Source organism: Herbaspirillum rhizosphaerae (assembly GCF_001189965.1).
Taxonomy (GTDB): domain Bacteria; phylum Pseudomonadota; class Gammaproteobacteria; order Burkholderiales; family Burkholderiaceae_D; genus Herbaspirillum; species Herbaspirillum rhizosphaerae.
The window spans coordinates 136,562-150,868 of the sequence record NZ_LFLU01000007.1; the positions used below are offsets into that span (position 1 = coordinate 136,562).

General features: G+C 60.1%; 17 protein-coding genes. 7 read left to right on the forward strand and 10 right to left on the reverse strand.

Features of this window, described 5'->3' with window-relative positions; translation table 11 throughout:
* Window positions 1–4: 4 nt before the first annotated feature.
* The 3 genes from AKL25_RS12030 to AKL25_RS24760 form a co-directional block, all read right to left on the reverse strand.
* The gene (locus AKL25_RS12030; protein ID WP_050477905.1) at window positions 5–469 is read right to left on the reverse strand and encodes a DUF2269 family protein; all 465 of its coding nucleotides are present in this window, start codon (window positions 467–469) and stop codon (window positions 5–7) included.
* Window positions 470–654: 185 nt separating this feature from the next.
* Entirely contained in the window at window positions 655–1,113 is a 459-nt protein-coding gene (locus AKL25_RS12035; RefSeq protein WP_157050609.1) for a hypothetical protein, read from the reverse strand.
* Window positions 1,114–1,190: 77 nt separating this feature from the next.
* On the reverse strand, window positions 1,191–1,319 hold the full coding sequence (locus AKL25_RS24760; protein WP_007876107.1) for a hypothetical protein: 129 nt from the start codon (window positions 1,317–1,319) through the stop codon (window positions 1,191–1,193).
* Between the two features lie 224 nt (window positions 1,320–1,543).
* Here AKL25_RS24760 and AKL25_RS12040 point away from each other — a divergent pair, with 224 nt between their 5' ends.
* The 3 genes from AKL25_RS12040 (at window position 1,544) to AKL25_RS12050 (ending at window position 4,271) form a co-directional block, all read left to right on the forward strand.
* Window positions 1,544–3,298: a glutamine--tRNA ligase/YqeY domain fusion protein gene (locus tag AKL25_RS12040; RefSeq protein ID WP_050477907.1), complete on the forward strand. Its 1,755-nt coding sequence runs from the start codon at window positions 1,544–1,546 to the stop codon at window positions 3,296–3,298.
* Window positions 3,299–3,359: 61 nt separating this feature from the next.
* Window positions 3,360–3,683 (forward strand): hypothetical protein, encoded by a 324-nt coding sequence (locus AKL25_RS12045; RefSeq protein WP_050477908.1) that lies wholly within the window; start codon window positions 3,360–3,362, stop codon window positions 3,681–3,683.
* Window positions 3,684–3,761: 78 nt separating this feature from the next.
* Entirely contained in the window at window positions 3,762–4,271 is a 510-nt protein-coding gene (locus AKL25_RS12050) for a DUF1993 domain-containing protein (protein WP_050477909.1), read from the forward strand.
* A gap of 87 nt (window positions 4,272–4,358) precedes the next feature.
* On the opposite strand, the gene AKL25_RS12055 is transcribed toward AKL25_RS12050, so the two are convergent.
* The 4 genes from AKL25_RS12055 to AKL25_RS12070 form a co-directional block, all read right to left on the reverse strand.
* Window positions 4,359–5,372, reverse strand: a complete 1,014-nt coding sequence (locus AKL25_RS12055; RefSeq protein ID WP_050477910.1) for a transporter — start codon at window positions 5,370–5,372, stop codon at window positions 4,359–4,361.
* Window positions 5,373–5,495: 123 nt separating this feature from the next.
* Complete coding sequence (locus AKL25_RS12060; RefSeq protein WP_050477911.1) at window positions 5,496–5,732, reverse strand: EexN family lipoprotein; 237 nt, start codon at window positions 5,730–5,732, stop codon at window positions 5,496–5,498.
* A 328-nt stretch (window positions 5,733–6,060) separates the two neighbouring features.
* Window positions 6,061–7,356, reverse strand: a complete 1,296-nt coding sequence (locus AKL25_RS12065; RefSeq protein ID WP_050477912.1) for a solute carrier family 23 protein — start codon at window positions 7,354–7,356, stop codon at window positions 6,061–6,063.
* A 341-nt stretch (window positions 7,357–7,697) separates the two neighbouring features.
* Window positions 7,698–8,216 carry a DUF1269 domain-containing protein gene (locus AKL25_RS12070; protein WP_083444664.1) on the reverse strand — a complete coding sequence of 173 codons (519 nt, stop codon included), beginning with the start codon at window positions 8,214–8,216 and terminating at the stop codon, window positions 7,698–7,700.
* A 231-nt stretch (window positions 8,217–8,447) separates the two neighbouring features.
* Here AKL25_RS12070 and AKL25_RS12075 point away from each other — a divergent pair, with 231 nt between their 5' ends.
* The 4 genes from AKL25_RS12075 (at window position 8,448) to sbcB (ending at window position 12,122) form a co-directional block, all read left to right on the forward strand.
* A complete protein-coding gene (locus tag AKL25_RS12075) occupies window positions 8,448–8,750 on the forward strand; it encodes an antibiotic biosynthesis monooxygenase family protein (RefSeq protein WP_050477913.1) in 303 nt (100 codons plus the stop codon).
* Window positions 8,751–9,051: 301 nt separating this feature from the next.
* Window positions 9,052–9,597 carry a DUF3828 domain-containing protein gene (locus AKL25_RS12080; protein ID WP_050477914.1) on the forward strand — a complete coding sequence of 182 codons (546 nt, stop codon included), beginning with the start codon at window positions 9,052–9,054 and terminating at the stop codon, window positions 9,595–9,597.
* Window positions 9,598–9,881: 284 nt separating this feature from the next.
* Window positions 9,882–10,538, forward strand: coding sequence for a YqhG/Tai3 family protein (locus AKL25_RS12085; protein WP_240475721.1), 657 nt, complete (start codon window positions 9,882–9,884; stop codon window positions 10,536–10,538).
* Between the two features lie 147 nt (window positions 10,539–10,685).
* The gene (sbcB, locus tag AKL25_RS12090; RefSeq protein WP_050477915.1) at window positions 10,686–12,122 is read left to right on the forward strand and encodes an exodeoxyribonuclease I; all 1,437 of its coding nucleotides are present in this window, start codon (window positions 10,686–10,688) and stop codon (window positions 12,120–12,122) included.
* Window positions 12,123–12,195: 73 nt separating this feature from the next.
* On the opposite strand, the gene AKL25_RS12095 is transcribed toward sbcB, so the two are convergent.
* The 3 genes from AKL25_RS12095 to AKL25_RS12105 form a co-directional block, all read right to left on the reverse strand.
* Window positions 12,196–12,534, reverse strand: coding sequence for a DUF3861 domain-containing protein (locus AKL25_RS12095; RefSeq protein ID WP_050477916.1), 339 nt, complete (start codon window positions 12,532–12,534; stop codon window positions 12,196–12,198).
* A gap of 41 nt (window positions 12,535–12,575) precedes the next feature.
* Window positions 12,576–13,163, reverse strand: coding sequence for a PadR family transcriptional regulator (locus tag AKL25_RS12100; RefSeq protein WP_050477917.1), 588 nt, complete (start codon window positions 13,161–13,163; stop codon window positions 12,576–12,578).
* Window positions 13,164–13,249: 86 nt separating this feature from the next.
* A complete protein-coding gene (locus AKL25_RS12105) occupies window positions 13,250–14,239 on the reverse strand; it encodes a zinc-dependent alcohol dehydrogenase family protein (RefSeq protein WP_050477918.1) in 990 nt (329 codons plus the stop codon).
* Window positions 14,240–14,307: the final 68 nt, after the last annotated feature.

Here is a 14,307-nt window from a genome sequence, read left to right on the forward strand (position 1 = left end):
GACATCACACCGGTTTGACCGTCATCAGATAAAGAATCGCCAGCGGCAACAAGGTCGCCAGCGAGCCGGCCACCGCCCAGATCGCCGACAAGCGCCAATAGCGCGCCGGAATCTGCGCCTCGCGCGGCAAGGGATACAGCAGGCGCGCCTGCGCCCTCTGCACCGGAATCAGAATGCCCATCCACAACACCCCCGTCGCAATGAACAGAACGTAGGCCCAGTGCAGCCAGCCGGCTTGCATCAGGCCGCCTTCCAGCGCGGCCATGGCGTGTCCGGCAGCGGCCAGCAACACGATGCCGCCGAGAGTGAAAACGACGTCGGCCCAATTGGTTGCACGCACGGCAAAGCGAATCACGGCCAGATCGCGCGTGCGATCCGCCATGATTTTCCAGAAGGCGGTGACGATGATATTGCCGAGAAAGAGAACAACGCCGAGCAGGTGCAAGGTCTTGAGCAGGCTGAGTGACATGACTATCCTCGTGGACGAAAACAAGAGGCCAGTATCTTCAGCAGCTCTTGCGAGGCCAAGCGGAATGCGACAAAACGCATGACAGGCGGATGAAGCGGCGTTACGGCAGGACGTGCGGCAGCTGAACAAAAAAAGAAAACCCGCCGGTCGACTCACGGCGGGCGCTGCACATGTTTGCTGGCAGTTTAGTAACCGGCGTCGCGGATCGCATTCCTGGTTGCGTGCAAGGCGATGTCGACATGGCGCAAGGCATCGCGCTGCAAGCCGCGCACGCGCGGGTCGTCTTCTTCATGCGCCAGATCCTGATGCGCCTTTTCCAGCGTCGCCATCGCATCGTGCAGGCGGCCGCGGCGGTCAGGATGCACGTCGGCGCGTTCGGGGCGGAACATGTCCTTGCCGACATCCAAGCCCAGTTGCGTCACATCGCGCGCGGCCAGATCGATCTCTCTCAGGGCGACCTGCTCGCTGCGCCCCATTTGCCAGTTGTCGCCGGGACGATGATCGATCAGCCAGCGGGCCTGATCCAGATCAGCCTTGGCGTGCGCGTAGAAAGGATGGCGGCCGGGTTCGTCGGCATGCGCCGCGACCGCGGCAAACGCCGATGTGGTCATGGCCAAGGCCACCAGTGTATTTTTGATGCTCATTTTCATTATTGACTCCCTGCTGTGATTAAGCTGCCGCATTGCCGGGCATTGTCCCTGCCGGCGCCGCAACCTTGCGATTAACGACCGTAATAAGGATCGTGACGATAGTATCCGCCATGCGGCGGACCAACCGGCACGACGATGCAGGCAGACAGGGTGGTGGCTACCAGCACGCCGGCGATGGCGAGTTTAATCAGTTTTTTCATGATGTCCTCCTAGGACTTGGGAAACTTGACGATGAAGCACAGCTTGCCCCCAAAGTGAAAAACCAGGTAATTCCCATCCGTATCAGGTGTAATCAATTATTTCTGCCCCGATTTGGGCTGATTGCCCCGACGCCTGCGTCCCCGGCCGCCGGGAAACCCGTCAATGTCGGCGCGCTGCGGTAAAATGTCTGTCTATATAAATATATGTCTCCCTCAAAGCATCCATGAGCAACGAACTGAAAAACGGTCACACGCCAGCACCATCCACCAATTTCCTGCGCGGCATCATCGAAGCCGACCTGGCTTCCGGCGCCTATGCCGATCGCAGCGACAAGCAGGGCCAGGCCCTGCCGCAGGTAGTGACCCGCTTTCCGCCCGAACCCAACGGTTATCTGCACATCGGCCATGCCAAGTCGATCTGCCTGAACTTCGGCCTGGCGCGCGACTACAACGGCCGCTGCCACCTGCGCTTCGACGACACCAATCCGGAGAAGGAAGACCAGGAATACGTCGACACCATCATCGACTCGGTCAAATGGCTGGGCTTCGACTGGGACCACAGCGGCCAGCCGCACCTGTATTACGCCAGCAATTATTTCGACGTCATGTACGCCGGCGCGCAGGCGCTGATCCGCAAGGGCCTGGCCTACGTCGATGAACAAAACGCCGAGCAGATGCGCGAAACCCGCGGCACGCTGACCGAACCCGGCACCGATTCGCCATGGCGCAACCGCGCTGCCGACGAATCGCTGCGCCTGTTCGAAGAAATGCGCGACGGCAAACACGCCGACGGCACGCTGATCCTGCGCGCCAAGATCGACATGGCCAGCCCCAACATGAACCTGCGCGATCCGGCCATCTACCGCATCCGCCACGCCACCCACCACAACACCGGCGACAAGTGGTGCGTGTATCCGATGTACAGCTATGCGCATCCGATCGAAGACGCGCTGGAAAGCATCAGCCACTCGATCTGTACGCTGGAGTTCGAAGACCAGCGCCCGTTCTACGACTGGGTGCTGGAACGCCTGGCCGAAGAAGGCTTCTTCAAGAAGCCGCTGCCGCATCAGTACGAATTCGCGCGCCTGAACCTGACCTACATCATCACCAGCAAGCGCAAGCTGAAACAACTGGTCGACGAAAAGATCGTCAGCGGCTGGGACGATCCGCGCATGCCCACTATCGTCGGCCTGCGCCGCCGCGGCTACACGCCGGAAGCGATCCGCCTGATGTGCGACCGCACCGGCGCCTCCAAGAACAACAGCTGGATCGACTACAGCATCCTCGAAGGCGCGCTGCGCGACGACCTCGACCCGAAGGCGCCGCGCGCCGTTGCCGTGCTGCGTCCGCTGAAGCTGATCATCGACAATTTCCCGGAAGGCCAAAGCGTCGAATGCAGCGCACCGGTCTATCCGCCGGCGCATCCGCTGCATGACAGCGAGCACCGCCTGTTCCCGATCACCAGGAACCTGTGGATCGAGAAGGAAGACTTCATGGAAGTGCCGACCAAAGGCTACTTCCGCCTGTTCCCGGGCAACAAGGTGCGCCTGCGTTACGGCTATGTGGTCGAGTGCACCGGCTGCGACAAGGATGCCGACGGCAACATCGTCGCCGTGCATTGCAACTACTTCGAAGACAGCAAGAGCGGCACGCCGGGCAGCGCCAACTACAAGGTCAAGGGCAACCTGCACTGGGTCAGCGCCGACCACGCGCTGGAAGCCGAAGTGCGCCTGTACGACCGCCTGTTCACCGACGCCCATCCTGACGCCGGCGGCAAGGATTTCAAGCTGGCCCTGAATCCGAACTCGAAGGAAGTGATCACCGCCTACCTGGAGCCGACACTGAAGACCGCCGAAGCCGGCGCGATCTACCAGTTCGAGCGCCATGGCTACTTCGTCGCCGACCGGGTTGATTCGGTGGCCGGCAAACCGGTATTCAATCGTGCAGTAACACTGAAAGACAGCTGGGTCGCAAAGTAACAAGTCCAACAACAACTCTTACGCCGGCACTGATACAGCGCCGGCATTTTTATGCGGGTCAATGATGTTTGAAACAATGGAAATCAAGCGTTTCTCCTTCGGCACGGTCTACAAGATCCTGGCGATTGCCTCGGGGTTTTCGATGGTGCCGATCTCCGTCCTGATGGGCTTGTTCGCCTTCTTCGGCGCCGAGACCATCGTCTGGAACGGCCAGCACCTCACCGGCCTGATGGGACTGATCGCCTCGCCGTTCGTCGGCATCATGCTGGCGCTGATCTTCACCGGCTTCCTCGGTACCCTGTTCGCCTGCGGCCTGTGGCTGTACTCCAAGTTTCGTCCGCTGGAAATCGAATTTCAAAAAAGCGAATTCCAGAAATATTCATAATTCAAAGCACGACTGCATCACCTGCGTAAGCGCATCATGCGCTTACCCGGTATTCAGCAAATACACCAAAGGAAAATCATGACCATCTCTTACTACGCTGCGTCCGTCCCTGTTTTCAAGCAAGCACTGAACGCGCTCAAAGACATCCTCAAAAAAGCCGAAGCGCACGCCACTGCAAAGAGCATCGACGCCGACGTTTTCCTCAAGGCCCGCCTGTTCCCTGACATGCTGAACCTGACCCGCCAGGTGCAGATCGCCGCCGACTTCGCCAAGGGCGTGCCTGCGCGTCTGGCCAATGTCGAAGTGCCGCCGTATGAAGACAACGAAGCCAGCTTCGCCGATCTGCAAGCGCGCCTGGACAAGACCATTGCCTTCATCGACGGCCTCAAGCCGGAACAGTTCGAAGGCGCCGAAGGCCGCGAGATCGTCCTGCGCCCAGGCACACCGAAAGAGAAGCGCTTCACCGGCGAAGCCTACCTGCTGCATTACGGCGTGCAACACTTCTTCTTCCACGTGACCACTGCTTACGACATCTTCCGCCACAACGGCGTGGAAATCGGCAAGGGCGATTACATCGGTACTTACTGATCCGCTTCGGCACTCCGCGATAGCAAGCCGCAATAAAAAACGCCCGGCAAACCACCGGGCGTTTTTATTTTGCGAACCAGACGAGAATCACCAGATCTTCAGCCACTTCAGCAAGGCAACGGTCGCAACCCCCAGTCCAAGCATCACCCACATCACCATGGTGAACGAGGCTTCATCATGCAGGCCCGGCAAGCCGGCCACGTTCATCCCGAAAATCCCCGACACCAGCGTCGCTGGCATCAGCAAGGCGGTCAGAATCGACAGCGCCATCAGGTTGCGATTCATCTGCTCGGACATCTGCGAGGCGATTTCTTCCTGCAGCAGTTTGGCGCGTTCGTACAGCGCTTCCAAGGTGAGGTGCAATTCATTGAGTTCATCGAGCGCGTGGTTCAACTCTTCCAGCGCGGCAGTAGGCACCCAGACCGGGCGCAGGCGATTGAGTTGATTCAGCAGGCGCCGCTCCGGCGTGATGTGGCGGCGCAATTCCGCCAGCTGGCGGCGGATCGCGCTGAGCTCGGCGCGGTCTTCCGGACGCCGGTCCGACAGCACAGATTCTTCGATGTCGTCCACCTTGTCGTTGAGCGAGGCCACGCGCGCATCAAAGCCGTCGGCCAGACAACGCAACAGCTCGGCAAACAGTTCCATCGGATTGTCGAACAGCGCGCCGTCGAGCACCTTCTGGCGCAGCATGTTGGTGGAGCACAGCGGCTGCGTGCGCAGCGTCAGCAGGCGATTGCCGTCGAGGAAAAAATGCAGCGCGCCCTTTTCGGTGCCGGTGTCGCCGATTTCCATCTTCAGATCGGCCAGCGTGCCGTAGGCGCCGTTGGCGGTGGTGTGCAGACAAGGGTGGGTGTCGCTGCTGAGCAGGAATTCCGCGATGTGCTCGGGGATGTCGTCGCTGGTTTCCATCCAGTGGCGCACCTTGACGTCGGCGGTCTTGACGTGCAGCCAGCTGAACGCAGGAGCGGCGATTTTTTTGGCCAGGATTTCGTGCCACTTCAGCGGCGTGGCGCGTCCGTCGTCGAAACGAAATGCGCAGATAAACCCGGCAGGCTCGTAGAGCAGGTGCAAAGCCTGGGGCGTTTCTGGGGGATTATGCATGGCGCGGCGTACTCCACAGGAAAACGCCGGATTCTACCGACCGACTTTGACAATTTTGTGACAAGACCGCGGCAAACCGGCAAGGGCCGTCAGGCCGCCTGCCGGATAGCCTGCAGTTGAGACTCAATAGCTGTAATTGCGGTTGGCGTAGGCATCGCGCGCGGCGTCGCATTGCGCGATTTTGGCCTTTTCCATACCGGAAGTGCCGTTCAACTGGCACTGGTCGGCAACCGATTTGGCTTCGTCGATGTGCTGGCGAAAATAGGCGTAATCCTTTTTACCGGCGACAGCGTCGCAGCCCGACAACAAAGGTGCAGCAAGGCACAGCAGCGCCAGGGAGTGTTTGAGAGCGGTATTCATACGGCGTATTCCTGTTTTTTGAGTGATGACGGCCGGCGTTGCTGCAATCGCTGCAAATACTGACTGCTGCCATGCATCGCAGTCCCCTTCCCGGGCCTGATCCGATGCAATGCGACTGCAACACGTGAGTATAGTAAGTCCGCAAAAATTGCTCAATGGAAATTTGGCAAGTTTCAGCGTTTAAATCAATTTAAAACCACACTGTAAAGCAACCAGATGAAACCCTGATGACTCGCCTGGTTGCGCGATGCGGTAACGATAACAAAAAACGCGACCGTCGGGCCGCGTCTTTCGGTCAGTTGCTCGCCGGTCTTTTCGGGCAGTGTAATCAGCCGCGTTTTCTCAACAAGGCATAGAGGATGATCGCGCCGAAGGTGGCGGTACCGATGCCGCCCAGTGCAAAACCGCCCAGCTTCAGCGTGAAGTCGCCCGCACCCAGCACCAGCGTGACCGCCGCCACGATCAGGTTGGTGTTGTTGGAAAAGTCGACCTTGTTTTCCACCCAGATGCGCGCGCCGGACACGGTGATCAGACCGAACACCACAATCGACACGCCGCCCAGCACCGCGCCCGGAATGGTCAGGATCACCGCGCCGAATTTGGGCGAGAAGCCCAGCACGACGGCAATCACCGCCGCCACCACGAACACCAGCGTCGAGTAGATCTTGGTGACCGCCATGACGCCGATGTTTTCTGCATAAGTCGTCACGCCCGTACCGCCGACGCTGCCCGACAGAATCGTCGCCAGGCCGTCGCCGATGAAGGCGCGTCCCATGTACTTGTCGAGGTTCTGGCCGGTCATGGCGCTGACCGCCTTGATGTGGCCGAGATTCTCCGCCACCAGGATGACCGCGATCGGCGCCAGCAAGGCCATCACGTCCATCTTGAACACCGGCGATGCAAACGTCGGGATGCCGAACCACGCCGCATTGGCGACGCTGCTGAAATCGATCGGTTTGCCCAGGCCGGCGCCGTTGGTCAGGATAGCGTAAATCACATACGCCAGCAGCAGGCCGATCAGGATCAGCAGACGCTGCACCATGCCGCGCGTGAACACCGCAACCAGGCCGACGCACAGCACCGTCCCCAACGCCATCCATGCGTCGAAGTTGTTGCCGGTCACGCCCTTGACCGCGATCGGCGCCAGATTCAGGCCGATCACCGCAACCACCGAACCGGTGACCACCGGCGGCATCAGGCTCTCGATCCAGCGTGTGCCGATGGCGCTGACCAGAAAGCCGATCAGCGTGTACACCACGCCGCAGGCAACGATGCCGCCCAGCGCGACGCCGAGGTTGGCGTTCGGGCCGTGTCCGCCATAGCCGGTGACGGCGATCACCAGGCCGATGAAGGCGAAGCTGGAACCCAGATAGCTCGGCACGCGGCCGCCCACCAGCAGGAAGAACAGCAAGGTCCCGACGCCCGACATCAGAATCGCCAGGTTGGGATCGAAACCCATCAGCAACGGCGCCAGCACGGTCGAGCCGAACATCGCCACCACGTGCTGCACGCCCATGGCGACAGTCTGCGGCATCGGCAGGCGCTCATCGGTTGCGATGACCTGCCCTTGTCCGTCCGAGGTGCTGCTGCGCACGCGCCATTGTGGAAAATAAGAACCTGCCATGAGTTTCCTTCCGGATGTTATTGGAACGCGCCGCCGCCAGGGCCGCAGCACGCCTTGTTATTGGATATGGGATGACCGGGAGCTAGTGTATTGAGAGGCGGCAAAAATAACAATTGTCTGCCGGGTGGAAATCGTCGAAAAACAGCCTAAATGGATAAAAAATTTACGCCGCTGGCAAGCCTTGCTTTTTCGCAGTGCAGATTTCCCGGCATGGGGCGTCGCCTGCCCCAATTTGGCCGAGCTGACGTGAACATCCCGATTGTTGAAATCTGCTATCCACAAAATACAAACGCAAAAAAAACGCACCGGCAAGGCGGTGCGCAGGCTGACGAGAACCACTGTCAGGGGAAAACCGGAATATGCGGCTCCACACCGCGGAAGCTGGCTTCGGGATGTCGGCTTTCGATCAGATCCTCAATCGCCTCGATCCGCTTGAACGGCACATCGACCAGCAACAGCACCTTGCCGCTCGCGATATCCGCATGAAAGTTTTTCAGCCGCGAATTGGGAATCGCAGCCGCCGCCATGCCCGACATCCAGCTGCCCAGCACCGCTCCCGCGGCGGTCGTGACCAGCACCGCGAACAAGCTGAGCTGCACCCACTCGGGCGGAAACAGCACCAGCCACAAACCGCCTGCCATCCCCATCAGCCCGCCGGCCAGCAAACCCATTTCGGCGCCGTGCGTGAGATCGGTCTTGTGGAAAAAAGTCGCATCGGGCATGTCGCCCGGCAAGTCGCCGTCGCGCGCCCAGAAATGAATGTGGCGGATTTCGATGCGCGCCAGCAAGAGCTCATCGAGCATGCTGCGCGCACTGGAAACATCCGGTAACATGAAATACAGTCTTTGTCTGCCCAACATGGTCGTCTCCTTGTCTTCTTGCGCAAGGCTCCGCCGACCGCCACGAATAAAGCCCGGCCGACGACGCAGGCCTCGCTGCTTTCAGCATAGTCATTTGTACAATAAAGTACAGGCCGGCTTGAAGGCTTTTCATCCGGCGACGGAAGCCGCACGGGCGAGCCACGCAATGCCTGCGGGAAAATGTAATAATCGAGACCCGCTTCATCACCCTACCCCCATACGGAGACAACCATGATTCTGGAACTTGCCGACATCCGCATCCAGCCAGGCAAACAAGCCGAATTCGACGAAGCCATCCAGCGCGGCATCGTGCAGACCATTTCCAAAGCCAAGGGCTATCTCGGCCACAAGGTGCAAAAAGGTGTGGAAGCGCCTGAGCGCTACCTGTTGATGGTGCACTGGGCGACGCTGGAAAATCACACTGTCGATTTCCGCGAATCGCCGGCCTTCACCGAATGGCGCGGCATCGTCGGCCCATTTTTCGCCAGCGCGCCGCACGTCGAACATTTCGCCTTGCTGACCGAATCGAAATAAAACGGAGCAAGATCGGGAAGCGCACCGGCTGCTTCCCGAGCGGCCCGACCGGATCCGACCAGGTTCGATTGTGCCCGGCCATGATGGATACGGGCAGCATCCGCACTGCATGCACGCTTGTCACAGTCCTGTCATTGCAACAGGTCATCATCCTGCCGCAGCGATGATGCCGCACAGCAACTGCAGCAACATGTGGAACGCATGACGCGTTCGCCACTCTGACAGGACCGCGCGTCGTCATCTGCACATGGCGACGCACACTACAACACAACTCAGTACTGATTGACCCGGACCTTATTGCATGAAGATTTTTACCCGCATCGCCGCCTTGTTCACCGTCGCCTGTGCCACGGCGTGCAGCGAGCCGCCGGACGACACGCACTTGCAGGAGCAGGTGATTTCCGGGTTTTACCAGCAGCACCTGAAGACGCATACCCCCGGCATCCCCAATGCCGATGAGCTCAAACAGCTGCAGCCTTTCCTCTCGCAAGCCTTGTTCGCGCTGCTGAGCAAAGCCTCCGAGACCGAAGTCAAATATCACGCCGCCGCCGAAGACCCGGTGCCGCCGCTGGTGGACGGCGACCTGTTCACCTCTTTGTTTGAAGGCGCCACCTCGTTCAAGCTGGACGGCTGCGAAAGCGAAGACAATCGCGCCTCCTGCCAGGTGAAATTTCGCCACGCAGGCAGCAATGGCGGCAGCGACGAAAACTGGAAAGACAAGTTGCTGCTGATCAAAGAAAACAAGCAATGGCGCATCGACGACATCGAGTTCCTCGGCAGCGGCCAGTCTTCGCAGCGCGAATACCTGACCGACACGCTCAACAGCATCGTCCAGGACTACAACTGAGTTCTCCTGTGTCGCCGGACTGCAACTGCGGCCGGCGATACAGCGCGTTCCTTCTGTACCGCACCTGTCGCGCATATTGAAGAAATGCGCCCCTTCTTCCGATAATTTCTCCATCAGCGACGCCGGTCTGCTGCGGTACGATAGATGCATCGACGCCTCATCCGTCCCGCGCATCCTGTATTGCGCCTTGCCGGGTGTGTGATGAGGCAGGCAGTTTGATTTATCATGTCGTCTGCATTTCCTCACGGCAATCCGCACCGTTTCATCCCGGGGCCGCTGACGACATGACAACATCGCCATGCGGCGCTAAAACCAACAATGGACGCGACGGCCGGCTCAGGCATCGGGTCGCCGACGACAAGGCCAGGGAGAAAAAGATCGTGAAGCAATTCGGCAATACTCTGATTCTTGCAGCCGCCCTGCTGATGGCAGGCTGCAGCGCCAGCAGCGAACAAGAAGCCAAGGATCTGGTAAACAGTTTCTATCAGACCCATCAATCCAACCGCCCGACCGGCGCCTTGTCGCTCAAAGAACTGATCACCTTCCGCCACTTCCTGTCGGTGCCGCTGTTCGACCTGCTCAAGGATGTCTCGGTCGCCGAAGAAGCGCATCTGGCGCAGACCGACAACCAGACTCCGCCGCTGGTCGACGGCGATCTGTTTACTACGCATCCCAAGGGCGCCTCCACTTATCGCGTGCTCGGCTGCGAAGTCAAGGAAAGCAACAGCACCTGCTCGGTCGAAGTGATCTACAGCGACGCCAAACTGCAATCGCCGTTCAAGTCCACCGACCGTGTCGTCCTCGCGCGCGATGCGCGCGGCTGGGTCATCGACAACATCGAATACGGCAGCAGCCCCGCCAATAGCGGCATGCATCAGGGCGACCTGCAAAAAATCCTGCAAGCGATCCTCAACAAGAACGAGAGGCGCATCGTTCAATAAATATGCCCGGGGCCGCCGGCCCGTTCCATCGGCCTCCGGCAAAACCCGCGCAACAGTGATCGTCGGTTAAAATCGCGGAAGTTCAGGCGGGCTTCCACCGCGCCTGTTTCCTCCTTGCTTCGCAATCACCGACTCTTCACTGTCCCGATGTCCAATCACACCTTCCTCTGGCACGACTACGAAACCTTCGGCGCCCAGGCGCGCCGCGATCGCCCGGCGCAGTTCGCCGCGATCCGCACCGATGCCGAACTCAACGAGATCGGCGATCCGATCATGATCTATTGCAAACCGGCGCCGGATTTCGTGCCGGATCCGCAATCCTGCCTGATCACGCACATCACGCCGCAGGTCTGCCTTGAGCGCGGCATTCCCGAATACCAGTTCGCCGCGCAGATCGAACAAGCCATGTCCGAACCCGGCACCATCGGCGTAGGCTACAACACCATCCGCTTCGACGATGAGATCACGCGCTTCATGTTCTGGCGCAACCTGATCGATCCGTATGCGCGCGAGTGGCAAAACAATTGCGGCCGCTGGGATTTGCTGGATGTCGTACGTACGACCTACGCCTTGCGCCCTGAAGGCATCGAATGGCCGAAGAAGGAAGACGGCGTCACCCCCAGCTTCAAGCTGGAACACCTGACCAAGGCCAACGGCCTGCTGCATGAAGCGGCGCACGATGCGCTCTCCGACGTACGCGCCACCATCGCTTTCGCCAAGCTGATCCGCGACCGCCAGCCGCGCCTGTTCGACTTTTGTCTGGCGTTGCATAAAAAAGATCGCGTCGCCGCCGAAATCGGTTTGCCGGCGGCCAAGCCTTTCCTGCACGTCTCGGGCATGTTCCCCGCCACGCAAGGCTGCCTCGCCGTGATGTGGCCGCTCGCCACGCATCCGACCAACAAGAACGAAATCATCGCCTGGGACCTGAGCCGCGATCCGGGCGAACTGGCAGGACTGGACGTCGACACGATCCGCACCCGCATGTTCAGCAAGACTGACGATCTGCCGGAAGGCGTCTCTCGTTTGCCGGTCAAGACCATCCATCTGAACAAGTCGCCGATGGTGATCGCCAGCCTGAAGACGCTCACCCCGGCGCGCGCCGCCGAACTCGGGCTCGACATCGACGGCGCATTGCAAAACGCTGCTGCCGCCGCCGCCCTGCCCGAAATGAGCGCGATCTGGGCCAAGGTATTCCAGCGTCCGAAAGAAGCGGCGCCGGATGTGGATGAAGACTTGTACGGCGGATTCGTCGGCAACAACGATCGCCGCCAGCTCACGCAATTGCGCGCGCTGACGCCACAACAGCTGGCGCAGACGCGCGCAACCTTCGACGATGCCAGGCTGGAAGAATTGCTGTTCCGCTACCGCGCGCGCAACTTCCCCGACAGCCTGTCGGCGGAAGAAGCGCAACGCTGGGAAGAGCACCGCGCCGCTCGCCTGTTCGAAGGCGAAGGCGGCGCACGCACCCTGGATGCCCTGTTCGAGCAGATCGATCAGTTGTCCGAAAGCGTGGATGAACGCGGCGAAGAAATCCTCGGCGCGCTGTATGACTATGCAGAAATGATCGCGCCGGAACGGGCCTGATCAGGTGTTTGCAGCGACGGAACATGGCCTGGCTGGTTTGCTGGGTAGGTTCCTGTCGCGACATGGAGCCGGTTTATTGCGCCGGCGAGTCGCCGGCATCGCCGGACTCTGGCTGCGCTTCCATCGCCGGCAGCGATTTCAGTTTGCCGATGAAGTCGCGCAGCGGCGACTGGATGTCTTCGAACAGCGGATGCTTGCGATTCTTCAGCATGACCTCTCCGAACAGCTTCAAGCCCAGCGCCAGCGCGGCGCTGGTATCGGCGTCGAACTGATTCTTGCTGCGGATCTTGTCGATGATGCCGAAAAGATCGTCGTGATTGCCGGTTTCAAACTGCAGCGGCGCATGCTGCGTCTGCCCTTCCGAGGCGGTCGCCAGATGCTCCATGGTGATGCGGTAACGATGTTCTCTCATTTGCCTATCCTTGCTTTGCTTCGTTTACGTCATTGAGCGGCTCAGGTGCGCTCGATGGCGACGGCTGCACGGTCGATGATGTCGATGATCGCGTGCAGCTGCTGCTGATCGAGTTCGCCTTTGCCCAGCCGGGTATGCAAGGCCATCTTGAAATTCTGGATCGAGCGGCGCAGTTCCGGCGTATCGGTGCCGGCGCTGCTGGCGCGTTGTTTCATATCCAGACGCTTGAGCACGATCTCCAGCGCTTCCTTGTTCTGGTCCAGAAAATCCACGCCTTCGGCCGTTACGCGATACAGCTTCTTGCCGCCGTTTTCCGCCTCCACTGCGGCGTATCCCAACTCTTCCAGCAAGGTCAGCGTCGGGTAAATCACGCCCGGGCTCGGACTGTAATCGCCGCCGACCAGTTGCTCGATGGCCTTGATGACTTCATAGCCGTGACGCGACTTGTCCTGCAGCAAATGCAGAATCACCAGCCGCAGGCTGCCCTGCTCAAACATGCGCGGACCGCGTCCGCCTTCCCTGCCGCCGCGGCCGCGACCGCCTTCTTCAAACAAGCCGCCGCCGTGATGCGGGCGCTCATGGCGGTGATGTGCGGGACCATGGTGGCCCCCGATAAAACGTCCAAACATGATATTTCCTTTCTTTGTTAAGATATTTACTAAGATATATCTTAGAAATTACTAAGTCAATACGCAGAAAGGAATTTATTTTGTTATCAGATCGTCACCACGATCTTGCCGAACTGCGTGTTGCCTTCCAGATAGCGATGCGCATCGACGATCTGGTCGATGGCAAACACCCTGTCGATGGTCGGCCGCAACGCGCCGGAAGCAAGGCCATCCAGGATGAAGGTCTTGGCCGCTTCCAGACGAGGCGGATTGCCAATCAGCTCGTGGACCAGATAGCCGCGCAGGGTCAGCGTTTTGCTCAATACAGCCGCGAGCGGAAACGGCGTCGGCTCGCCGCTCAGGCCGCCGTATTCGATGAGGATGCCGCCCCGCGACATGGCCTCGGTGAGCGGCCCGAAGATGGGACCGCCGATCGCATCGAACACGACCCGTACGCCCCGCCCGTACGTGATGTCGGCCAGCCGCGCCGCAAGATCCTGTTCCGACGCAGCCACGACATACGCCGCGCCGGCGTCGAGCAGCGCCTGCTTTTTGGCAAAAGTTCGCGTGACCGCGACAGGAATCGCCCCCACCTTATTCGCGATCTGAATCGCCGCCAGGCCGACGCTGCTCGACGCGGCCGTGATCGCCACCACCTCGCCGCGGCCCAGTCCGGCGATATCGATCAACCCGCCATAGGCGGTGAGATAAGGCATCCACATGGCGGCGGCGTGCTCCGCGCTCAAGGACGCCGGATTGCGAACCACTCTGCCGGCCGGCACATTGATCAACCCGGCATAGGCAGGCCAGCGCACCATCGACACCGGCGGAATGATGCTGACCGCCTCGCCCGGCCTGAAACCGTCCACACCTGCGCCGACAGCGGCAACAAGACCGGCCGCTTCCAGCCCGAGGCCGGAGGGAAATACCGCTGTTTCAATGTACGTCCCTGCGCGCAGCAAGGCCTCCGCCCGGTTCAGGCCAAGCGCCTGCACGCGGATCTGCACCTCGCCGGCAGCGGGAGGCGCGACTTCCACCTCCTCGACACGCAACACTTCAGGACCGCCGTAACGGTCAAAACGAACGACTTTTGTCATCGCAACACCTCATCAGCATTAGTAACGAAAACACTGTATCAACGCAAGAATCGCCGATAAATGGGCCA